Genomic DNA, 21,366 nt, shown 5'->3' on the forward strand with positions numbered 1-21,366 from the left:
GGAACCTCGACGGTGCAATGGCTGGAGGATGGGTGCGGATGAAGCGGCGGGCCGAATGGTTGACCGACGCCCTTCGGGCCGAATGCGGGGCGCTGGTCGACGAGGGCATCCGGCTGGCCAAGCAGAAGGGCTATGCCGACCAGACCAGCTCCATGCGGGCGGCCTGGACCGAAGCCACAGTGGCGCTCAACGAGGGCCTTGCCGCCTATCTGTCCGACCCGTTGCGCAGGGATGGGCACAGCGGCCACAACAATTATCGCACCGACCCGCGTTTCGACAGGCTCCGCCACATCGCGCAGACGCACCACGACGCCGGGATCCCGCTGGAACTGAACAACGGCTTGCTCAAACTTTACCGGCGCGCCTATCGCAACCGGTTGGGCGACCTGCCGGACGGTGCGCGGGAGTTCGGCAGCGGCGACGCGTTCCGGGCGAGGCTCGACGATTTCTTCGACGAGGTCGAGCTGGCGATGCTGGTTCCCTGGGCGGTGGCCGCGCCGCAGGAGGAGGCGTTGAGCGACAGCCTGCGGCGGCTGACGCGCGAGCGCGACCAGTATTTCGCGGCGCTGGAAAGCCTGCGCAATCCGGTGTTCATCCTGGACGAGGATGGCCGGCTGCTGACGGCCAACCGGGCGGCCCTGCAATTCTTCCTCGACATGCCGGAGGCCGGTGCGCTGACCTACCGTCTGGCCCTGCAACCGCACCGCAGCGAACTCCAGGCGGTGGTGGACCAGATCGTCGCCACGCCGGGCACGGAGTGGAATTCGATCTGGATGCAGACCCGCCAGGGCAGCCGCTGTTTCGACATCCGCCTGCGGTCGGTCGAGGATACGGTCCACAAGCTGCGGCCCTGGCAGATCATGCTGCTGCACGACGTGACCGAGCATCATCAGGCGATCCGCAGGGCACGCGAGGCGGAACGCACCATGTCGCTTTTCCTGGCGGCGATGTCCCATGAAATCCGCGCGCCGCTCCACAGCGTCCTGGGGGCCGCAAGCCTGATGAAGGGGGCCAGCCCGGAAAAGCAGGAGGAACTGGTCGAGCTTCTGGACATCGCGGCCCGGTCGCTGAACACGACCCTGGAGAATGTGCTCAGCTTCTCACGTTTCGAGCATCAGGCACCGCAACCGCGTCCGGTCGCGGTGTGCCTGCGCGAGGCTTTGAGCGATCTGGTGCGGATCAAGGACATTCCCGCCCGTCAGCTGGGCGTGCCCCTGCGCCTGGAGATGGCGCCGGGCCTGTCGGAGCATGTCCGGCTGGATTGGTCGATGATCCAGCAGATTCTGGGCAACCTGATCCAGAACGCCCTGCGCCATGACGACGGCCGTGGGGTGCTGGTCGGCCTGCGGGTGGAAGACGGCATGCTGGTCTTTCGGGTCGCCGACCATGGGCCGGGCATGCCCGAGGAGATCCGCGACATGCTGGCGCAAGCCCCCGTCGGGCTGCGGCCCCGGACGACGGGGCGCAACGGGTCCGGCCTCGGCTTGGCCATCGCACAGCGCATGACACTGGCGCTGGGAGGCGGCATCGCCGTTCTCGACCCTCGGGAAGGGGCCGTCGTCGAGGTGCGCCTTCCACTGGTCGTGGCATCCCCGGCCGAACCGCCGGCCCGGCAGAGCATGCCGGACGACCGTCTCCACCAGAACTGCCTCATGGTCGACGACGACTCGATCAATGCCCAGGTCACCGCCGCCATGCTGGATCGCATGGGCCTGTCGGTGGACCACGCCCAGACCCTGGAGCAGGCGCATGCCCTGTTGCTTGCGGCCCCGGACGCCTATGGCGTCTTCCTCCTCGATTATCGGTTGCCGGACGGCACCGGACCGGGCTTCGCCCGCGAGATCCGTCGCAATCCGGCTTTGGCGGATGCCTCGATCATCCTGTTGAGCGCCAACGCCGATTGGGTCCGCGCCTCGCCTGCCGACGCCGGACTGTTCCAGGCCATCCTGGAGAAGCCGCTGGACGCGACCGCGCTGGGCAAGGCCATCCGGGGCAAGGCGGCGCGACCGGCGGTGGGGGCGGGCGGCCTGCTTGACGGCCTGTCGCCGACCGCCCGGCGGCGGATGGCGGAAGCGTTCACCCGTGGCTGGACTGAGTTCCGTACGATGCTGGAGGTCGCCGACCCGGCGGAGCGGGATGCCGCCCTTGCCGCCCTCGCCCACAAGCTGGCGAGCGGAGCCGCGACCTTCGGTCTGGACGAAATCGCCGACCGGCTGCGCCGGATCGAAGCGGCGCATGAGGATGGCACTGTCGGCGCGGCGACGCGGGCCAAAGAGCATGGTTCCCTGCTCGCATGCTCTCTGCCACCGGATTGGCGGAACCGCTTCGCAGAGGACTTCTCAGCGTGACCGAGACCGCCGACATTCTTCTCGTCGACGACGACGTCCTGATCCAGCTGATGGTCGAGGATGTGGTCACGCAGATGGGGCATCGCTTCCATTGCGCCGCCGACGGCGAGCAGGCGCGGGCCGCACTGAAACGGCAGCGGTTCGATCTGGTGATCCTGGACCGCCGGCTACCGGACACCGACGGCCTGCTGCTCGCCCAGACCATCCAGGCCGAAGCCAGGGCGCCCTTCATCGTGCTGTCCAGCCTGTCGGCCTCTCACGACCAGTTGCTCGGCCTGGGGCTGGGCGCCCTCGACTACATCTGCAAGCCGGTCGAGCCGGCCTTGCTGCGGGCGCGCATCGCCAAGCACATCGACGCGCCGCGCGAAGCGCACGAGGAAAGGGTCGTGACCGTCGGCAAGACCGTTCAACTCAACACCCAGACCCGGCGGTTGTCGGTCGGCGGGCGGACCGAGGTGCTGTCCCCGGCCGAAAGCCGGCTGCTCGTTCATCTGATCCACACGCTCGACCGGCCGTCGGATCGGCTGGAGATCAGCAAGGCGATCTGCGGACGGGAGTGGGTGTATGGAGACCGCACCGCCGACGTGTTGGTGTCACGCCTTCGCCGTCGACTTGCCGGAAGCGAGGTGGAGATCGTCACCGTCCATGGACTCGGGTATCTGCTGACCGCCAAACTGGATGCGTTAGGTCAATAACCGGCCTCAGGAGAATGCATCCGTGTACTGACCTTGCCCCGGTTCGGTGGCTCTGAACCGCGCCGGATCCGCGCGATGACGCTGTCGGGTTAGGTGCGGTTCCTGCTGGATGGGCTCACGCCACCGGCGGCGTCCTTGACGTCCTATGTCGCGCGGTTCCGGTTGGTCTCGCGCCAAGACGAACCGATGGTCGGTCTTGAGACGGTGCCGCGGGTAAAGCGGATTGCGATCCGCTTTGGACCGCGACGGCGGTCCCGGTCGCACATGCGACCGGAGCCCGCCGGCGAATGAGGCGATATGAGTCTAAAGCGAACGAATGTTCGCTTTAATGGTGCGGTGGGGGATGATGTGGGGCTGCCGCGCGTGCCTAGCCCGGATCATTCACCAGCGTTTGGGATCGGCTGTCCGAAGGCGCGTCGATGGGTGGCGCCAACGGCGCGGCATGACGGGGCTGGAGGGTTGCGGGGACAGGTTTGTTCGGGGGCATGTCGCCCCGGCGATCACGGCGGCAGCTTGGCAGCGCGGGCGGCCAACATCGCGAGGCTTTCCCGGTAGGGGACGCTGGTCGGCAGAGACACCTTGATGAGGCCGAGGCGCAGCGTGTCGAACTGTGCGTCACGCCAGAACGACGCCTTCGGCGCCAAGCCGCGCAAGGTGTGGAGCAGCCAGTAGGCAGCGGTTATGGATGAGCAGCCGGAACTGGTTGGCCGTGGCCTTGCTGCACGACGTCCGGTCGGAGGCGAGATGCAGTTTATGCGCCTTGATCCGGTTCTCCATCTGGCCGCGGGCGCAGTAGATGGTCTCGAACAGCGCCTTGGGCGTGCCGGTCACCCTTCGGTCGGGTTGAGGTGTGGTGACCAGACTCTACCGAAGTTCCACGATGACCGCCCCGCTGTGGACAACCGGCCCGCCTACGCCGGCTCAAATGGCGCTGCGGCGGGCCGGTTGTCCACAGCTCCTACACCACGTTCAGGGACATGACCGCCGCCTACCGTCACCTGACTTCTGATACGGGCTGTGAGGCACTCTAAAAACTCACATCGACATCAGGGAGGCTGTTTCGGCGCAACTGTTATGGTGGCAGCCGTACGCGGGAAAGCTGCATGCACGGATCTGTGCGGACGGGGGGCGTTCGGCAACAAGCGTCCCTGCTGCAATCAGCAGCCCTCTCCATGGTTGAAAATTAAAATAAGTATAGCAAAATATAAATCCTGAGCTTTCGGAAATCATACATGGGTAATCATGGCGTAGTCCCTGGATTTGATGCCGCGCGATACCTTTATATCCTAAGTAATGATTTTTGTTTGCTCACGAATCAACGAATCATTGATTGGAGCGATTGACTTATGAGCGTTGCATTGACCCAACCCCAGAACGACCGGCTGGTTCACATCCTGGAGAGGCTGAAGGCCGGGAACGTCCCGTCGGCGGGCGATCCGGCGCACACGGCGTTCCTGCAGGACAACGCCGAACGCAGCGGGCTGACCCCCGCGCGCTACCCGGGGCTGTTCAAGGCCATCCGGAGCGGAGGCGCGGCGACGGACAGAGCGACCGAGAGCAGCGGGGTTACCGACGGCCAGTATGTCGAGTTCATTTCGAGCAGTCAGAGCAACAAAGCGGTCACCGCCCGCGCCGTCCTGAGCCGGATCCGGCCGGTGGCCCAGGCCATCGTCTGGTTGAACGTCGTCAACGAGAACGGCAGCACCAAGACCTCGCTGGCCTCCGGTGTCGCGGTCAGCTTCGCCACCCAGACGATCTTCGTGGAGACCAACCCGGAAACCGCCCTGCCGCCGCTGCCGACGGGTACGATGACCGGCATCATCTCCTTCGCGATCACCTACCAGGACGGCACGGTCGAGGTGTCCTCAACCGCGGCTCCCTGGGCCTCACAAGCGTCGCGTGACCCGATTGTCGTCGATCCCGCCATCCGCAGCGACCGCCAGACCGGCGACCTGAACGACATCGTCATCGGTCTGGCGCGCGGCTACAATAACGGCACAGGTAAAACCGACGTCGATTACTGGTATTGGCAAGATATGTACTATCTTGGCACAAATCCTCTGCTTGTCCCCCTGTCCGGGAGCATGAAGTTCGATTACAAGCTGGCTCCGCTCGACAGCTACCCCCCGTTCTTGGAATTCTACTTGGCTCACAAGGAGGGCGGCATCTCCGAACTGACCGGCGGCGACGCTTCGCGCTACCTGCCGCACTTCCGAATCGACGATTCCGACCCCGAAGGGCGGACGCTGAAGTTCCTGCTGAGGCCGCCCTACAACGACGCGGGCGACGCCATCGAATTTCCTTCCAAAAATTGGACTGCGGACACACAGTCCTTCTTCAGCGCCCGCGTCTCCGTGACCTTCGAGGACTATGAAAGGCACGGATCGGGCTGGTCGAGCATCGTCAGCTCGCTGAAGCCGGACACCGATCCGAAGGACGGCGTCGCCTTCATCAAGCCCATCGTCTTTGTCTGGCACTGCTTGGTCGCCGGCACGCAGATCACGCTCGCCGACGGCACGACCAAGGCGGTGGAGGACTTCACGTCCGAGGACGTCGTCGTCAGCGGCGACGGAACCCGGCCGGTGCAGGCGACCCTGGCGCAGCCGCACAGCGGGCCGATCACCGTGCTGGAGTTCGCCGACGGCGCCACCCTCGCCGGATCGGCCACCCACCCGGTGGTGACGCCGGCCGGCACGGTCCATGCGGGGGCGCTGGCGGTCGGCGACACGGTGCTGACCCGCCACGGCACGACGACGGTGACCGCCACCCGCCAGGAGATCCAGACCGGCGGCGGCCTGTTCAACCTGTGGCTCGTTCCCGAGGGGGATGGGCCGACGACCATGATCGCCAACGGCATCGTGGTCGGCGACTATCAGATCCAGGTCCAGCTTCTGCGGGACGCCGCCCAGGACGACCGCGCCGTCCGGGCCAAGCTGCCGGAAAGCCTGCACGTGGATTTCGACAGCTGGGTGGCCGACCGGGTGGCGTCGGCCTGATCCACACTCACCGCATCCACGCTCACCGCGCGGCCCGGCGGCTCCAGAAGGGAGCGTCGGGCCAGCGGCCCCCGGCGGTGTAATGGCGGGTCCGCTCGGCCAGATAGCGGCGCAGCGTGTCCTCGGCGCGCCGGGCGTAGCCGATCGCCGCGGCGCGCGCCGCGGCGCCGTCGCCGGAGAACCAGCGCAGGATGGTGTCGGTGGCGGCCAGCGCGTCGTCGAGCGCCCCGGCGATGCCGGAGGAGGTCAGCGGGTCGAAGCCGATCAGCGCGTCGCCGACGGCGATCCAGCCGGCGCCGACCGCCCGGTCGACGTGCTGCGAGGCGGCCGAGAAGACCGCCGGCGCCGCTCCGGCGCCGAGGGCGTCTTCCGGCGGCGGAACCAGATCGCGCAGGCGTGCGGTGGCCGCCCAGGCGGAGCGGAAGGCGTCCGCGCCGGCCAGACCGGCGGCGCGGGCGATGTCGTCGTCGGTCATCAGCGTGACGATGGCGCGCCCGCCCGGCAGCACCGCCGCGTACCACCAGCCGATCTCCACCGCCTCCACGAAGGAGGCGGAGCCGGCCGGCCCCGCCCCCACGATCAGGACGTCCGCCGCGTCCGTGCCCGGAGGCGCGCCCGGAAGCGGGTCGCGCGACGCCTCAGGGAACAACGCATCAGGGGACAACGCTTCAGGGGACATCGGCCACCAGCGGCCGCGCCGGCTCGCCGATCCCCGCGGTGTCGCCCTGCGAGCCGGGCGTGCGGGGAAGCCGGCGCGCCACCTCGACGAAATAGGGATCGTCGGCGCTGCCGATGTTGAAGACGAAGCCGAGCTGGTCCCACAGCTTCACCATGTCCAGGTCGTCGGCGAACTGGATGTAGTCGTCGGCCTTCTGGTTGTACTCGGTGCCGATCCACGACACCTGCGGCCCCAGGGCCGGGCTGGGCTCGGCCCGGAGGGTCTTGGGATCGGGCGGCAGATAGACGAATTCCGGCCGCTGCGCCGGCCACCACCACAGGATCCGGCCCTCGATGGGCTGCGACGAGCATTCGTTGAAGTCGGCCTGCCAGGGGACGGCCATGTAGCGGCTGACGTCGCCCGGCTCCATGCCCGCCGCCGGATCGAAGCCGAGGCTGAGCGGGCCGGACACGTCCGGCCGCGCCTTGATGCGGAAGGGGCCGTCGTAGATGGCCGGGTTGCGGGAGATCCAGGTCATCTCGATGCCCGGCGAGAAGGCGCCGCCGACGCAGTTGGCCAGCACGCCGCGGGTGACCGGATCGCCGGCGGTCCCGGCCGGTTCGGCCCCCGGCTCGAACCAGCCGTCGGCCCATTGCTGGAGGAGGAAATACTGGGTGTCGGTCAGGCGCAGGTACTTCGAGGTCGCCACGGTGACGGTGCCGGGTTTCGAGGCGCCCAGCGCGTCGTCGCCGGCCAGATAGGGCATGGCGGTGGCGCCGGTGCTGGCGTTCACCAGGACATTGTCCGCGCCGGGCGGGCGGATGATGTCGAGGATGTAGGCGCGGAACCCGTTGAGCTTGGGATCCGGATCGCCGAGCCTAGCGAAATCGAAGCTGTGCGGCTTCGGCGGGATCGCCGCGACCCAGGGGTAGCGGGCAACGCGCTCGAAGATCGGCTTGATGTCGGTCTCGAAGAAGGGCTTGTAGCCGGTCGGCCCGGTCTTCCACATCCCGTCCGCGAACAGGTCGGGGCGGAGCCCCTGCTTGCGCACCACGACGTCGAAGATGGTGTCGTACAGCGTCACCAGATTGGGGATCTGCGGCGCGTAGGAGGGCGGTCCGACCATCACCCAGGCGCCTCCGACCTCCACGTCGGGGGGGCCGTCCTCATCGTCCAGCAGGCTGATCTTCACCGACACCGGCCCGTCCGAGGTGTCGTCCCACCAGCCGTCGTTGTTGGCGTATTGCCCGATGTGGGGCGACGGCCTGTCCGATCCGGAATGCCCCAGCCCGCCCAGGACCAGAAGGCGGCCCTCTTCGTCGGTGCGCAGTTCGCCCAGCGTGTCGATGGGGTAGGGCTTCAGCCCCTCGGGCGGAAAGCTGCCGGCGTAGCCCGGCGGGATGGTGTCGCGCGAGAAGTGCTCGGCCGGGGCGTCGCTTCCCTCGATCGAGCGGGGGCCGGCGTCGATGATCAGGGCGCGCCGGTCCTCCGCGCCGGTCCGGTCGGCGTTGCGCAGCGGGTGGTTCGACGCGTAGCCGTCCTCGCCCTTCGAGGTCTGGAACTCGTACCAGCTCGACTTCTTGTTGGCGAGGTGGACGTACCAGCGGATCGAGGCCACGCCCTTGCTTTTCAACGTGACCTCCTCGGGCGGTCCGCCGTCGACGCTGCGCATCAGGCGGAAGCGCGCCGCCTGCCGGCACAGCCGGCCTTCGTCGTCGCGGAAATCCTGCTCCCCGACGATCCGGCCGTCGGGCAGGGTGGGCAGGCCGCCCTCCGTCTCGGGGCCGATGTAGAAGGCCGTCGGCGCGTTGCCGACGCGCGCGATGCCGATGGCGGGGACGATGGAATAGACGGTTTTGGACATGGTTTTCCCCTCGCTGTCCCGATCTGGCCGGGCTGGGTGGTGCCGTTTGGGCGGTGCCGGGTTACAGCCCGAGTCCGGTGGCGTCGGAGCGGCTCTTCAGCGCCCGGACGCCGTCGATCACCCCGTGCAGCGCCTCCCGGTGCTTGGGGGCCGGGCCCGGCGGGGCGGGTGGCGCCACCGGGGCGACGAGCAGCGCGGGCAGCCCCTGACCGGCCAGCAGTTTGTCGAGGGCCTGCAGCGCCGCGAGGAAGCCGTCGAAGCTGGCGCCCTCGACATACTCGAAGGTCGGGGCGGCGTTGGGCCCGACCGTTGGGTCGCCGTCGGGGAAGACAGGAAGCTGCATCACCAGATTGGCCAGGGTCGGCAACTGGTTGTGCATCAGCGGCAGGGCCAGCGTGAAATAGGAGTCTGCCGCGCCGCCCGCCTTGGTGAAGGAGGCTTCCAGGCTCTGCAGCATCAGGCTGTAGCCGATGTTGAACGCCTTGACCGCCTGGACGGCCGTGGCGTTGGTGAAGTCCGACACCCGCGGGTTGGAGACGATGGGAAGCGTGTCGGGGAAATCCGGCGCGTCGGCCACGCGCAGGAACTTGTAATAGTGCGACAGCTCGTAGGGCGTGCCGAGGATCGGCCCATAGGTGCCGTCGGTGCGGGCGCCGTAATGCTCGTAGGCGCCGTAGGGTTGCTGGGGGACCAGCGGGTGGGTCGGGTTCACCGCGCCCTCGCCCTGCTGGACGATCTGCTGGATGCCGAGCTGGGCGCTGTCCACGTCGGTCACCTTCACGGCCTTGCCGCCGAACTTGCCGAGGTAGATGTCGGTGCGCTGCTCGGCCGCCGGATTCTCGACGAAGACCTTGTCCGCGCCGTACTGCTCGACGCAGTGCCCGATGCCGTCCCACAGGGCCTTGTAGAGTTGGCCGATGGTCTGGTAGTCGCTGCCCTGCGGCGGCGCGGTGAAGGGGGCGGGGGTCTCGATCGCCATGAAGACGTTGCGGAACACCGCCTGCGAGGCGCGGTACAGCCCGACATAGGGCGTGGCGGTGGTGCTGGCCGAGGGCAGATAGGCCGGGTAGACGGGCACCACGCTCCCGGTCAGCTTGGGCTGCCCGCCGATGCCGACCAGGATGTTGGCCGCCTGGTTGAGGTGGAACATCTCCTCCACCACGACGCTGCGCAGCGCCTGGTAGGCGGCCGAACCCTTGTCGGTGATCGAGTAGAGCGCCGTCAGATAGGCGGGCACCGTGGTGAATTCGACCTGGATCGCCAGCTGCGCGGCGGCGCGCAGATCCGGGAGGGTCGAAATCGGCGTGTAGGCAACCGACAGCGGGGCCGCCGTCTTCCCCCGCGCCCGCTCCAGAAGACCTTGCTCAGTCATGGTCCGCGTCCCTCCCGCTCGGTGATGCCGCTCGCGCGCCGCTGTTCCGGCGCGCGTTGATGCGTCGCATGCGCCGACTATCTTGAAGAAATTTCAAAGAATCAACGAGTCAATGTCCAGAATCGAATAGACATACAATGATATGATTTTTGATAATTCGCACAATTCTCCGGATTTTATTTGAACGAGCACGAATAGTTTCGGAATTTTTGGCATTTCAGATCACAAAAAATTAGATTTCTAAGCATATTGACCTGAATTATTTGGTTTGATTTTCGGGAATGCTCCGACAGTATCGGGCGATACGCAAAAATCGGGAGTTCATGCGCATGGCAAGCGTTCGCGTCGCGGCATGGCCAATCGTTATGATGGGCCTTTCCGCGTTCCTCACCTCCAAGGCGGGTGCCCAGCAGGCCAACATCACCGAAAGCGTGACGATCCAGCAGCAGGAGGTGATGAAGGGTAGCGTGCCTCTGCGGCGGATCCTGGAATCCGGCGCGCATTTCTTCAGCTATCCCTACACCCTGCAGGACGGCTGGGGCGAGGGCGCGGACGGTCCGCGCGCGTGGCAGCGCAAGGCGCTCTACCCGAACTCCCCGTTCAGCCCCTACGCGACGGCGGATGGGACCGTGCCGCCGCCGATCCCCTTCCTGCGCCTGAACGGCATCGACAGCCAGAGCTGCTACGAGTGCCACACCTCGATCGGCGCCACCGTCCAGCCCGACCTCGCCGGCGCCAACCCTCCCGGACCGGCGACCCGCACCCAGCCGGCGATCGGCGGCGCCGCCGGCATCGCCAACAACGCCTTCATCAACGGCCAGTTCCCCAACCCCCTGACCCAGCTGGTCCGCAACCCGCCGCACGTGTTCGGGACCGGCTACACCCAGGCGCTGGCCAACGAGATCACCGGGCAGCTGCTCGGGCAGCAGGCCCTTCTCGCCGACCACGCCCGCTACACGCCCAACAAGCCGGTGACCCTGCCGCTGGCGGCCAAGAACCTGTCCTTCGGCTGGCTCGGCGCCACCTACGACAGCAAGGCGCAGCGGATCGTCTATGATTACAGCCGGCTGACCGGAGTCTCCCCGGATCTGGTCGTGCGCCCGTTCCAGTGGAAGGGCATCGCCTCGTCGGTTCGCCACTTCGCGGCCTCCGCGACCCAGTTCCATTTCAGCATGGAAGGGGTCGAGATCGTCGGGGAGAACAACGACAACGACGCCGACGGGGTGATCAACGAGCTGAGCTACGGCAACGTCGGAGCGCTGACGAGCTTCGTCGCGATGACCCGGCCGCCGGTGGTCGAGACGCCGGCCGATCCGGCCGCCAAGGCCAAGGTGGCCCGCGGCGCGGCGTTGTTCGCCGGCACGGCAACCGACGCCGGGCTTCCGGCCGGCAGCGCCATGTGCGCGTCCTGCCATCTTCCGGTGCAGACGCTCGACCGGCCGGTGGTGACGATCGAGTGGGGCACCATACTGGGGCATCCCGATCGGGCCGGCTCCGACGCCGGGATCGCACTGCCCTCGCGGGTCCAGGGGCGCACCGAGGAAACGCGCAGGCGGACCGTCGCCTCCCCGACCCTGGTCAACGCCCTGCCCGGCACCGACCATCTGCCGGTGGTGCGCGAGGCGCGGGCGCGGCTGGCCAAGGCGTCGGCGGATGCCGGCGCGGCCGTCCGCCAGGGCGCGCCGGACGCGGCAGTCGCCGCCCTCTACGCCAAGGCGGTCGCCGATGCCGACACGGTCGCGGTCGGCGGTCTGGAGATCAACCTGAACACGCTGGCGAGCCGGGCGGCTACGACGATGCCGTGGCGCAATCTGGACGGCGGGAAGGCCGAGGATCAGGCCGGGCCGCTGCCGGCCTACGCCCGCGCCCGGCTGCCCTTCGACACGCCGGAAGGCCCCCTGGCGGTGCCGCTGCTGAGCGACCTGCGCCTGCACGACATGGGCCCCTGCCTCGCCGACATCGCGCCACAGGGCACCGACGTGGCGGACATCGCCGTTCCCCCGCAGCAATTCCTGACCCGGCCCCTGTGGGGCGTTGCCGACAGCTGGCCTTACCTGCATGACGGACGCGCGCTGGATCTGGTCCAGGCGATCCGCTTCCATGGCGGTACCCGCCCGGACGGCATCGCAGCCGAGTTCCCCTATCAATGCGCCGGCAGCGAAGCGGACCCGGTGATCAACGCCTTCTATGCCTTGAACCATGACGACCAAGAGGCGCTGATCGCTTATCTGGCGAGCTTGCGTCTGCCGCCCCTGCCTGGAGCGGTGGTGCCGTTCTGACCGGATAGCGCGCCTCGGCTCCGGCGTGCGGAATGGTGTCGACGAGTTCGAGGATGCGCCGGTCCTTGAAACAGTCGACCCATTCCAAGGTGGCGAACTCGACGGCCTCCAGGCTACGCCGTGGTCCGCGGCGCCGGATCGCCTCGGTCTTGTAGGGGCTGTTGATCGTCTCGGCCAAGGCGTGGTTGCTGCGCTGCCCCTTCGGGTTCGTAGGAATCGCCGACGCCACCGACGAAGGGTTCGACGCCAGCGTCGGTAAGGCGTTCCATGTACCGAACGGCAACGATTTCTAGCGCCCGCATGTACTACCGGAGACCGCCGATGTGGACGCCTCAGGACCGTCGGCTGGTTGGCGATTACGGCGCCGGCCAAGCTCTGAACGATGACCGGTACCGCCTGATCGAGCCGCTTCTCCCAGCGCCGAAGCCCGGCGGTCGTCCTCGCAGCACGAACATGCGCCGATTGCTGGATGCGCTGTTCTGCGTCGTACGGACCGGCGGCCAATGGCGCTACCTTCCGCCGCCACCGGCCTTCCCCCCTTGGCCGACCGTCTACTGGTACTTCCGGTCTTTCCTGGAATCTGGCGTGTGGGAGAGCCTGCGCCATCACTTGGTGGTGATGCTGCGCGAGCAGGAGGGCCGTGATCCGACGCCGTCGGCCACCATCATCGGCACCCAGAGCGTCAAGACGACGGAAAAGGGGGCGGCCGAGGCTTTGACGCGGCCACGAAGGTCAAGGGCCGCAAGCGTCACATCGCGGTCGACGCCTCGGGCTTCCTGCTCGGCGTCCTCGTCCACGCCGCCGGCATCCAGGACGCCGACAGCGCCGGAGCGCTGCTGACGCGGATCAAGCGGCTCTACTGCTGGCTGCGAGCGATCTTCGCCAACAGCGGCTATAATCGGATGCCGGTGATCCTCGCCTGTTTTCTGCTCGGACTGACGCTGATCATTGTCCGGCGCATCGCCGGCGGCGGCTTTATCCTCGTCCCGCGCCGCTGGCGATGAACCAGAGTGATCGGAATCCGCTCCAATTCTGTCGTTGAGCCTTTTTTGTTGAGATGGTGCGCGTCGTCTCGACAGCGCCGGGTTGCGGTCAGGTGAAGACCATTCCGCCATCGACCAGCAGGGATTGGCCGGTCATGAAGTCGGAATCGGACGAGGCGAGGAAGCGCGCCACCCCAACCAGATCCTCCGCCGTTGAAGGACGGCCCAGCACGGCGCCAGCCGCGAAATGGTTGAACGCCTCGTCCTCGGCCGTCGTCAGGCCGGTGTCGCGGAAGCCCTTATCGATGATCTTCCACATCTCCGTTGCGACGACGCCGGGGCAGATCGCGTTGGCAGTGATCCTCTCCTTGCCGAAGGCACGCGCCGCCGCCTGGGTCAAGGCAACCACCGCGAACTTGCTGGCCGAGTAGTGGGCGAGCGGTTCGTACCCTTGCTTGCCGGCGATGGAAGCGGTGTTGATGATCTTTCCGCCCCCGCCTTGCGCACGGAAGGTCTTGATCGCCTCCTGCATGCCGATCAGCACACCCAGCGCGTTGACGTCGGTGACGAAACGCCAATCCTCCTCCGTGATGTCGAGAAAAGGCTTGGTCTGGGCGACGCCCGCGTTGTTGAAGAGGACGTCGAGGCGTCCGAAGGAGGAGACGGCGGTATCGATCATGCGGCGGACCCCGGCGCGGTCGCGGACGTCCACCGTGACCGCGACGGCGTCGCCACCCCCGGCGCGGATGGACTCCGCCACCGTCCTCGCGTCCTCCTCCGTGCGATCGGCGATGATCAGCCGCGCGCCGTCGGCCGCGAGCGCGCGGGCCATGGTGGCGCCGATTCCGCGGCCGGCACCGGTGACGATGATGTTCTTGTCCTTGAGGTTGGGCATGGTGCGTCTCCAAGGGCCGGCTTGTGAGAGAGCCCCAAGCCGGCCGCAGGGGTGGAAAGGTCAGGCGTTTTTCGTGACGTGGTCCTTGATGAGGGCATTGACCGTCCCGGCCGCCTCCATCTGCACCATGTGACCGGCGTTCGGGACCACCTCGACCCGTGCGGCGGAGTCCAGCGCCGTGGCGTGGGCAGCCGGGATGACGCGATCCTCCGCGCCCCACACGACCAGCGTCGGCACCTTCGCGGCCCCGACCGTCTCACCGAGAATGACGGTCTGCTCCCCGTTCCCGAACATTGAGGACGCTATGGCCCGAAGCGCACCGTCCACGCCGTCCAGCCGCTTGTACTTCAGCAGGTCGTCGATCATCTGGCGGCTGACGAGCCCGGTGTCGGCGAACAGGGTCTCCAGCACCGGCTTCAGGTCGCGGCGCGAGGTCGCGTCGATGAAGCCGGCGATGTAGTCCTGGTTGATCTCCCGCCCCAGGCCGGCCGAGCAGATCAGCGACAGCGACGCCACCCGCTCCGGCGCGTCGAGCGCCGTGCGCATGGACACCGCCCCGCCCATGGAATGGCCGACCAGATGCGCGGCTCCGATGCCCACCGCGTCCATGAAGTCCCGCACCGCCTTCGACAGGCCGGACAGCGTCGGGTCGGGCAGCGTCTTGGCGGACTGGCCGTGCCCCGGCAGATCCAGCGCGTAGACCGTGGCGCCCTCCGCCAGGGCGTCGATGGTGAACAGCCAGTTGTCGAGGTCGCCGCCGAAGCCGTGGACCAGCAGCACGGTCGTCGCCCCGTCGCCGCGCCTTGCGTAGCGGATGGTGCCCGCCGCCGTCTCGGCGAACTCGTAGCGCGGGCCGGCATCCGCCCCGTCCTCCTCGCCGTCGGCGGCAGGAACGGCGTAGCCGGCGATGAAGGCGTCGATGTCGCTGTCCGGCACGTCGGGTTCAGCCAGCACGGCGATCAGCGCCTTCACCGGGTAGACGGTGCCGGGCTCGCCCAGCACCCGGCGCAGGACGCCGGTCTCGCCGGCCTCGACCACGTTGGTGATCTTGTCGGTCTCGACCTCCAGCAGGTCGTCGCCCAGGTTGACGGTGGCCCCCGGCTGCTTCAGCCAGCCGGTGACCTTGCCCTCCGACATGGACAGGCCCCACTTGGGCATGACGATGGGCTTGATGCGCTCGTTGGGAGTGGTCATGAAAAAGCGGCTCCGGAATCAGGCGGCGAGGGTGCTGCGGGGCGAGGGGGCCATCGTGCGGCGGACGGCGGCGGCGACGGCCTCGGCGCTGGGGATGTAGAGGTCCTCCAGTGAGGGCGAGAAGGGCACCGGCGTGTGCGGCGGCGTGACCATCTGGATGCCGGCCTTCAGCGCGCCGAAGGCGTTCTGCGCCACGAAGGCCGAAATGTCGGTGGCGAGGTTGCAGCGCGGGTGCGCCTCGTCCACCACGACCAGCCGGCCGGTGCGCTCCACGCTGTCGATGATGGTGTCCCAGTCGATGGGCGACAGGGTGCGCAGGTCGATCACCTCCGCCTCCACCTTGTCCTTGGCGAGCGCGTCCGCCGCCTCCATGGCGCGGTGGACGGTCAGGCCGTAGCTGACGATGGTGACGTGATCGCCGTCGCGGAGCACGTTCGCCTCGCCGAAGGGGATGGCGTAGGACTCCGCCGGCACCTCGGTCTCATGACCGTAGAGATTCTTGTGCTCGCAGAAGATGACCGGGTCGTTGTCGCGGATCGACTGGATCAGCAGGCCCTTGGCGTCATAGGCGTTCGACGGGCAGACGACCTTCAGCCCCGGAATGTGGGTGAACAGCGGGGTGAGCATCTGCGAATGCTGGGCCGCCGCGCGGAAGCCCGCGCCGACCATGCCGCGGATCACCACCGGCGTCTCCGCCTTGCCCCCGAACATGTAGCGGAACTTGGCCGCCTGATTGAATATCTGGTCGAAGCAGACACCCATGAAGTCCATGAACATCAGCTCCGCGACCGGGCGCATGCCGCAGGCGGCGGCGCCGATGGCCGCACCGATGTAGGCGGATTCCGACAGGGGCGTGTCCAGCAGGCGGTCGCCGTGCTTGGCGAACAGGCCCTTGGTGACGCCCAGCACGCCGCCCCAGGCGTCGTCCTCGCCGGGCGCGCCGGTGCCGCCGACGATGTCCTCGCCCATGAGGATGACGGTCGGGTCGCGGCGCATTTCGAGGTCCAACGCCTCGTTGATCGCCGTCTTCATGCTGATTTTGCGGGACATGGTGTTTCCTCCGGTGAATGCCGTTTTTTGGCGTGGGCCGCTCAGTAGGCGACGTAGACGTCTTTCAGCAGGTCGGCGGCGACGGGCAGCGGGGCCGCCTTGGCGCAGCGCACGGCGTCCTCGATCAGCGCGTTCACCTCGCGGTCGATGGTTTCCAGCTCGGCGGGGGCGACGGTGCCGGTCTCGGTCAGGCGCTGGGCGAGCAGCTTGATGCAGTCGCGGTTGGCGCGCAGGGTCTCCACCTCGCCCTTGGCGCGGTAGGTCTGGGCGTCGCCTTCGAAATGGCCGTAGAATCGGACCATGTTGCATTCCAGCAGCGCCGGGCCGCCGCCTTCGCGGGCGCGCCTGATGATTTCGCCGGCCGCCTCGTGCACCGCGAAGAAATCGGTGCCGTCCACCGTCACGCCGGGCAGGCCGAAGCCGGTGGCTCGGTCGATGTAGCTGTCGCAGGAGACCGCCCATTCCATGGCGGTGGATTCGGCGTAGCCGTTGTTCTCCACCACGAAGACGACCGGCAGGTTCCACACCGCCGCGAGATTCATGCTCTCCAGGAAGGTACCCTGGTTCGACGCGCCGTCGCCGACGAAGGTGATGCCGACCCCGCCGTCGCCCCGGTACTTGGCGGCCAGCGCCGCCCCGCAGATCAGCGGCGCGCCGGCGCCCAAAATGCCGTTGGCGCCCATCATGCCCTTCGACAGGTCGGCGATGTGCATCGACCCGCCCTTGCCCCGGCAGGCGCCGGTGGAACGGCCGTAGATCTCCGCCATCATCTCGTGGACATCGACGCCCTTGGCGATGCAATGACCGTGGCCGCGATGGGTCGAGGCGATGCGGTCGTTGTCGTTCAGGTGCATCATGATGCCGGTGGCGCAGGCCTCCTCGCCGGCGTAGAGGTGCACGAAGCCTGGAATGTCGCCCTTGGCGAAGTCGATGTGCAGACGTTCCTCGAACTCGCGGATGGTCCGCATGGTCCGGTAGGCTTGCAGCAGGTCCGCTTTGTCGAGTGGATAAGGATTGTTGGTCACGGACGTTTCTCCCCTGTCAGGTTTTTCAAAGGCGGGTTCTTCAAAGCTCGGCCGTGACCGGCGCCGGGGCACCGGTCAGCAGCCTGTATTGGGCGGCGTGCTGCATGCAGCCGCCCACGTTCACGGTGCGGAAGGCGTCGTCCCGGAGCGTCAGGGACACGCGGTCTTGCGCCGAGAACGCGATCTCCCGCTCGCCGTCGAGCGCGATGGAGCCGGCCTTCACCTCCGGCACGAAGGGCACGCCGGCCGGCATGCGGCGCCAATCAGCGACGCCGACCGAGGCCATCAGCCCCGGCGCGATGGGCGCGCGTAGCACCGTCATGCCGGACGCCGCCGTGTTGGACGCCGGTGTGCCGAGACGCACCATCAGCCCGCCGCTCTCCTCCCGCGTCACGGGCTCCAGCAGGCCGGCGATGGCCGACATGCCGATGACCTCCGGGTCGGCGAAGGTGACGAACAGCTCGCGGAAGCTGTCCGGCTTCCACAGGGCGCGGGCCCCGACGTAGCGCTCGGTCACCAGGGCGACATCGACCAGCGCGATCTCCTCCACCCGGCCGTTGAGCGACACGTCGATGCGCTTGTTGGCCGCGAAGGCGATGTCCGCGGGCACCTGCCCGGTCACGGCCAAGCCGGTCGCCAGCCCGGTGATGGTCGGTTCGCGGTGTTCGGGAAAGGCGTTGTTGGTGCCGGTGGAGATGCCGGCCACGGGCACCGCCCCGCAGTGCGCCACCACGGCGCGGTGCGTGCCGTCGCCGCCCAGCACGACGATGGCGGCGACTCCCGCCCGGCGCATCCCGTCCGCCGCCCGATGGGTGTCGGCGACGGTGCCGGTGACCGGCATTGGCAGCGGGTGAATGGCGGGATAGGACGCCTCGCCGTGCGCCGCCGCCCGCGACAGCCCGCGCGCCACATGACGCCCGATGCCGCCATTTTCCGGCATCATCAGGACGTCGGTGACCCCACAGGCGCGCAACGCGGCCAGAACGCGCAGGACGATGTTGGCGCGATCCGTGATCTGGAGGTTCGCCGCGTTCGCGACGACCCGGCGGATGTCGCGTGCGGATACTGGATTGGCAATGATGCCGATGACCGGTGCCACGCCCCCTCCCCTTCGCTTCAATGTTTTGAAGGGGGATGTGGCAAGAGCCGTGCCAAATGTGCGTGCAGCTGACTATCGTTGTTCCGCAACAGTTTGCGCGACGAGTGGCGGTGTTGCGATCACCTCACCTGTTGCATGACCTGTTGCAGGGGCGTTGCAACAGGTGTTGCATGCCTCAATCCAGCCGGTGCGGCGGGACGATGCCGAAACGGCGCATCTGGCGGTGGATGGTCGAGCGGTCCACGCCCATGTCCCGCGCCGCCGCCGACACGTTCCAGTGCAGGCGGCGCAGCACCTCGCGCAGGCGGACGGCGGGGTCGGCGCTGTCCGGGGCGGGCGTCGGAGCGCCCGCCGGCCACGCCTCGAACACGCCGCTGCGCTGCACAGGGTCGGGAATGTCCATCAGTTCGATCAGCCCGTCGGTGCAGACGGCGCAGGCGTAGTCGAGCGCGTTCACCAGCTCGCGCACGTTGCCGGGCCAGCCGTGGGCGCGCAGGGCCGCCAGCGCCGGAGCGGCGATGGCGTAGCCGATGCCGTCCCGCTCCGTCCGCTCGGCCAGCAGCCGGTCGATCAGCCAGTCGAGGTCGCCGCGCTGGCGCAGCGGCGGCACGGTGAACACCGCGCCGTTGAGACGGAAATACAGGTCGTCGCGGAACGTCCCGGCCTTGATCAGTTTGACCAGATCGCGGTGGGTCGCGGCGATGACGCGCACGTCCACCGACACCGCCTTGGTGCGGCCGATGGGGGTGACCTCCCGCTCCGCCAGGACGCGCAGCAGGCGCGTCTGCGAGGACAGCGGCATGTCGCCGATCTCGTCCAGAAACAGGGTGCCGCCGTCCGCCTCCAGGATCAGCCCCTTTTTGCCCCGCGACGTGGCTCCGGTGAAGGAGCCGGGCTCATGACCGAACAGCTCGCTCTCGATCAGCGCCTCCGGCAGCGCGGCGCAGTTCACGGCGACGAAGGGCTTGGCCGCGCGCACGCTCGACCGGTGCAGGGCCTTGGCGAGGTGTTCCTTGCCGGTGCCGGTCTCGCCGTGGATCAGCAGGCTCATCCGCGTGTTCACCAGCTTCGCCGCGCGCGTCAGCACCGCTTTCAGCGCCGGATCACCGCCGCACATGGCCTGGAGCGGCTTGGGCAGGCTTCCCTCGTCTCCTTTGCGTGGGCGCGGGACGGCGATGGCCGGCGGCGGCATCGCCTGCGCGAACAGGGGTGTCCCGCTGCGCCGCAGGCGGAGGGTGCGCTGATCGGTGGGCAGAGAGCGCACGAACCGCACCAGATCGTCCACCTGGCAGTCGAACAGGTCGGAGAAGGATCGTCCGATGAGTTGCTCCCGGTCCTCCCCCTCGCCGGCCAGCAATCGACACGCGCGGTGATTGAAGCCGATGATCCGCCCGGCGCCGTCCAGCGCGATCACAAAGTCCGGATCGACTTCCGCGAACTCCTGGGAGGCGGAGAGCTTGACCACCCACTCCCGGCGGAAATTGTTGTAGAGGTTGGCGTTTTCGATCTTGTGCGTGTAGGCCTTGACCAGTTGGAGGGCCAGATACTGGCTGATCTTGGGCTCCGGCGAACGGAGCGCGGAGATGTCCAGCACCGCCGCAAGCCCGCCGCCGCTGTGAAACACCGGAGCCGCCGTGCAGGTAAGGGGAATGTGGGTCGTGTCGAAATGGTCCGTCTGGTGGACGGTCAACGCCTCGCCCGTGGCGATGCAGGTGCCGACCGCGCAGGTGCCGGCCCGTCCCTCGTTCCAGTCCGCGCCGAGATAGAGGCCGGTCCGGCGCAGGTCGTCGTCCGACGCCCGGTCGCCGATGAAGTCGACGGTGACGCCGTTGCTGTCGGTCAGCAGCAGGGCATAGCCCATGCCGGCCACCTGATGATACAGCGCCTCCAGCCCGAAGCGGGCCATGCGCAGGAACTCGTCCATCGCGTCGCGGTGCAGGCACAGACGCTCGTGCGGCAGGATGTAGGCCTCGCGCCGGACGGTTGGATCCAGCTTGTGGTCGGCCACGCACCGGCGCCAGGATTCGGTGATGATGGCGTCACGCTTCGACGCGATCCCTTCCGAGACGCGGACCAATTCGTTGATGTGCGCCGCTTTGGCGTTCTCCATCAGCGTATCCTCCCTGGAGCGCAAGCGCTCTGATCTGGTCAGCCGAATCGGAGCAATATATCAAGCGCCCCGTCGCACCGGCAATTTGTGCAATGGTATTGCCGGCTCTTGCACCGCGGCCCGGAAATGAGCCTCCGGCTGGCCCTGTTCAGGCGGCCGAGGACAGCTCGGCCACGGTCCTCTGTCCAGGCACCGTCGAGGCGGCGTTGAAGAGCCGCGCCGGGACACGTTGGGCTGAGGTTGCCGCCGCGCCGCTGGCCGCGTGGTCGCCCGGTCCGGGGCGTCCATGGGCAATCCGCGTCCTCCCGAACCGCCAGCGGCGACACGGTCGCCAGCGGCGACAAAGTAACGGTGCCAGCCGGTGACCTAGGCATCCGGCTTGGCGGTCAGCAGATAGCGGCGCCCATGGACCGTGACGATCTCCACCTCGCTTCCGGCAAGTCGCCAGCGAAGGCGTAACACCAGCACGCCGGCGGTGCGGTCTACAACGGCAATCGCGCGCGCTTCCTGCTCTCACTGCTCGACCGGGCCGCGGACGGTTCCACGACGGTCGCACGTAATTGCGAAGCGGTCCGCAGGATCATTCCAACGGCGCAACCAAACTATAACAAAAGGCGTATTGGCGCATCCCTTGAAGCCTGCTATCTAGGCTATTCGGTTTTTTTCTGCAAGTTGGGAGGCTGCATGCGTACGACCTGCCTGCTGACATCTCCCGCACCGGTCAACCGTTAGGTCGCCCAACCGCAAGGGTGGACCGCGGGCTTTTTGAGCCCGGCAACGGTCATCGATATTCCCATT

Annotated in this window: 14 protein-coding genes and 3 pseudogenes; 5 read left to right on the plus strand and 12 right to left on the minus strand. The window is 67.7% G+C overall.

Translation table 11 applies throughout. The features are described from left to right. Positions 1 to 38: 38 nt before the first annotated feature. The gene (locus tag ABAZ39_RS10380) at positions 39 to 2,348 is read left to right on the plus strand and encodes a hybrid sensor histidine kinase/response regulator (protein WP_200885617.1); all 2,310 of its coding nucleotides are present in this window, start codon (positions 39 to 41) and stop codon (positions 2,346 to 2,348) included. After that, the gene (locus tag ABAZ39_RS10385; RefSeq protein WP_038529166.1) at positions 2,345 to 3,043 is read left to right on the plus strand and encodes a response regulator transcription factor; all 699 of its coding nucleotides are present in this window, start codon (positions 2,345 to 2,347) and stop codon (positions 3,041 to 3,043) included. The genes ABAZ39_RS10380 and ABAZ39_RS10385 overlap by 4 nt, the downstream gene beginning before the upstream one ends. Positions 3,044 to 3,543: 500 nt before the next feature. Here ABAZ39_RS10385 and ABAZ39_RS36805 read toward each other — a convergent pair. Then, positions 3,544 to 3,868 (minus strand): annotated as a pseudogene (locus tag ABAZ39_RS36805) (transposase); the annotation flags it as partial. A gap of 521 nt (positions 3,869 to 4,389) precedes the next feature. Here ABAZ39_RS36805 and ABAZ39_RS10395 point away from each other — a divergent pair. Next, entirely contained in the window at positions 4,390 to 6,039 is a 1,650-nt protein-coding gene (locus ABAZ39_RS10395) for a Hint domain-containing protein (protein ID WP_144243499.1), read from the plus strand. 22 nt (positions 6,040 to 6,061) lie between these two features. On the opposite strand, the gene ABAZ39_RS32955 is transcribed toward ABAZ39_RS10395, so the two are convergent. The 3 genes from ABAZ39_RS32955 to ABAZ39_RS10410 all read right to left on the minus strand — a co-directional run bounded on the left by ABAZ39_RS32955 (position 6,062) and on the right by ABAZ39_RS10410 (position 9,933). Beyond that, on the minus strand, positions 6,062 to 6,688 hold the full coding sequence (locus tag ABAZ39_RS32955; protein WP_051657933.1) for a hypothetical protein: 627 nt from the start codon (positions 6,686 to 6,688) through the stop codon (positions 6,062 to 6,064). A 19-nt stretch (positions 6,689 to 6,707) separates the two neighbouring features. Further along, positions 6,708 to 8,561, minus strand: a complete 1,854-nt coding sequence (locus ABAZ39_RS10405) for a LodA/GoxA family CTQ-dependent oxidase (protein WP_051657934.1) — start codon at positions 8,559 to 8,561, stop codon at positions 6,708 to 6,710. 61 nt (positions 8,562 to 8,622) lie between these two features. Beyond that, positions 8,623 to 9,933: a ferritin-like domain-containing protein gene (locus tag ABAZ39_RS10410; protein WP_038529172.1), complete on the minus strand. Its 1,311-nt coding sequence runs from the start codon at positions 9,931 to 9,933 to the stop codon at positions 8,623 to 8,625. 365 nt (positions 9,934 to 10,298) lie between these two features. On the opposite strand from ABAZ39_RS10410, the gene ABAZ39_RS10415 reads away from it, so the two are divergent. Beyond that, a complete protein-coding gene (locus ABAZ39_RS10415; protein WP_038529174.1) occupies positions 10,299 to 12,212 on the plus strand; it encodes a di-heme oxidoredictase family protein in 1,914 nt (637 codons plus the stop codon). Here the strand turns inward: ABAZ39_RS10415 and ABAZ39_RS36810 are convergent. After that, positions 12,109 to 12,511 (minus strand): annotated as a pseudogene (locus ABAZ39_RS36810) (hypothetical protein); the annotation flags it as partial. The gene ABAZ39_RS10415 and the pseudogene ABAZ39_RS36810 sit on opposite strands and share 104 nt — an antisense overlap. A 22-nt stretch (positions 12,512 to 12,533) precedes the next feature. Between ABAZ39_RS36810 and ABAZ39_RS37810 the strand changes: the two are divergent. After that, a pseudogene (locus ABAZ39_RS37810) lies at positions 12,534 to 12,800 on the plus strand (transposase); the annotation flags it as partial. A gap of 17 nt (positions 12,801 to 12,817) precedes the next feature. Here the strand turns inward: ABAZ39_RS37810 and ABAZ39_RS37815 are convergent. The 7 genes from ABAZ39_RS37815 to ABAZ39_RS10450 all read right to left on the minus strand — a co-directional run bounded on the left by ABAZ39_RS37815 (position 12,818) and on the right by ABAZ39_RS10450 (position 20,568). After that, positions 12,818 to 13,327, minus strand: a complete 510-nt coding sequence (locus ABAZ39_RS37815) for a hypothetical protein (protein WP_247881568.1) — start codon at positions 13,325 to 13,327, stop codon at positions 12,818 to 12,820. Further along, positions 13,305 to 14,090 carry an SDR family NAD(P)-dependent oxidoreductase gene (locus ABAZ39_RS10425; RefSeq protein WP_038529178.1) on the minus strand — a complete coding sequence of 262 codons (786 nt, stop codon included), beginning with the start codon at positions 14,088 to 14,090 and terminating at the stop codon, positions 13,305 to 13,307. Before ABAZ39_RS10425 ends, ABAZ39_RS37815 begins: the two co-directional genes overlap by 23 nt. A gap of 60 nt (positions 14,091 to 14,150) precedes the next feature. Beyond that, positions 14,151 to 15,284, minus strand: a complete 1,134-nt coding sequence (locus ABAZ39_RS10430; protein ID WP_038529180.1) for an acetoin dehydrogenase dihydrolipoyllysine-residue acetyltransferase subunit — start codon at positions 15,282 to 15,284, stop codon at positions 14,151 to 14,153. A gap of 18 nt (positions 15,285 to 15,302) precedes the next feature. Then, complete coding sequence (locus tag ABAZ39_RS10435) at positions 15,303 to 16,334, minus strand: alpha-ketoacid dehydrogenase subunit beta (RefSeq protein WP_038529182.1); 1,032 nt, start codon at positions 16,332 to 16,334, stop codon at positions 15,303 to 15,305. A 41-nt stretch (positions 16,335 to 16,375) separates the two neighbouring features. Next, complete coding sequence (locus ABAZ39_RS10440) at positions 16,376 to 17,359, minus strand: thiamine pyrophosphate-dependent dehydrogenase E1 component subunit alpha (RefSeq protein ID WP_038529184.1); 984 nt, start codon at positions 17,357 to 17,359, stop codon at positions 16,376 to 16,378. 40 nt (positions 17,360 to 17,399) lie between these two features. Beyond that, positions 17,400 to 18,458 (minus strand): ATP-NAD kinase family protein, encoded by a 1,059-nt coding sequence (locus ABAZ39_RS10445; RefSeq protein WP_038529187.1) that lies wholly within the window; start codon positions 18,456 to 18,458, stop codon positions 17,400 to 17,402. A 175-nt stretch (positions 18,459 to 18,633) separates the two neighbouring features. Further along, complete coding sequence (locus tag ABAZ39_RS10450) at positions 18,634 to 20,568, minus strand: sigma-54-dependent Fis family transcriptional regulator (protein WP_038529189.1); 1,935 nt, start codon at positions 20,566 to 20,568, stop codon at positions 18,634 to 18,636. Between the last annotated feature and the right edge of the window lie 798 nt (positions 20,569 to 21,366).

It is taken from the genome of Azospirillum argentinense (assembly GCF_000632475.1).
Taxonomy (GTDB): domain Bacteria; phylum Pseudomonadota; class Alphaproteobacteria; order Azospirillales; family Azospirillaceae; genus Azospirillum; species Azospirillum baldaniorum.

What these genes read in the sequence shown, in the direction of transcription:
- ABAZ39_RS10380 (WP_200885617.1), top strand. Translation starts at nt 39, where the DNA reads ATGAAGCGGCGGGCCGAATGGTTGACCGACGCCCTTCGGGCCGAATGC.
- ABAZ39_RS10395 (WP_144243499.1), top strand. Translation starts at nt 4,390, where the DNA reads ATGAGCGTTGCATTGACCCAACCCCAGAACGACCGGCTGGTTCACATC.
- ABAZ39_RS10405 (WP_051657934.1), bottom strand. Translation starts at nt 8,561, where the DNA reads ATGTCCAAAACCGTCTATTCCATCGTCCCCGCCATCGGCATCGCGCGC.
- ABAZ39_RS10410 (WP_038529172.1), bottom strand. Translation starts at nt 9,933, where the DNA reads ATGACTGAGCAAGGTCTTCTGGAGCGGGCGCGGGGGAAGACGGCGGCC.
- ABAZ39_RS10415 (WP_038529174.1), top strand. Translation starts at nt 10,299, where the DNA reads ATGATGGGCCTTTCCGCGTTCCTCACCTCCAAGGCGGGTGCCCAGCAG.
- ABAZ39_RS37815 (WP_247881568.1), bottom strand. Translation starts at nt 13,327, where the DNA reads ATGGCGGAATGGTCTTCACCTGACCGCAACCCGGCGCTGTCGAGACGA.
- ABAZ39_RS10425 (WP_038529178.1), bottom strand. Translation starts at nt 14,090, where the DNA reads ATGCCCAACCTCAAGGACAAGAACATCATCGTCACCGGTGCCGGCCGC.
- ABAZ39_RS10430 (WP_038529180.1), bottom strand. Translation starts at nt 15,284, where the DNA reads ATGACCACTCCCAACGAGCGCATCAAGCCCATCGTCATGCCCAAGTGG.
- ABAZ39_RS10435 (WP_038529182.1), bottom strand. Translation starts at nt 16,334, where the DNA reads ATGTCCCGCAAAATCAGCATGAAGACGGCGATCAACGAGGCGTTGGAC.
- ABAZ39_RS10450 (WP_038529189.1), bottom strand. Translation starts at nt 20,568, where the DNA reads ATGGAGAACGCCAAAGCGGCGCACATCAACGAATTGGTCCGCGTCTCG.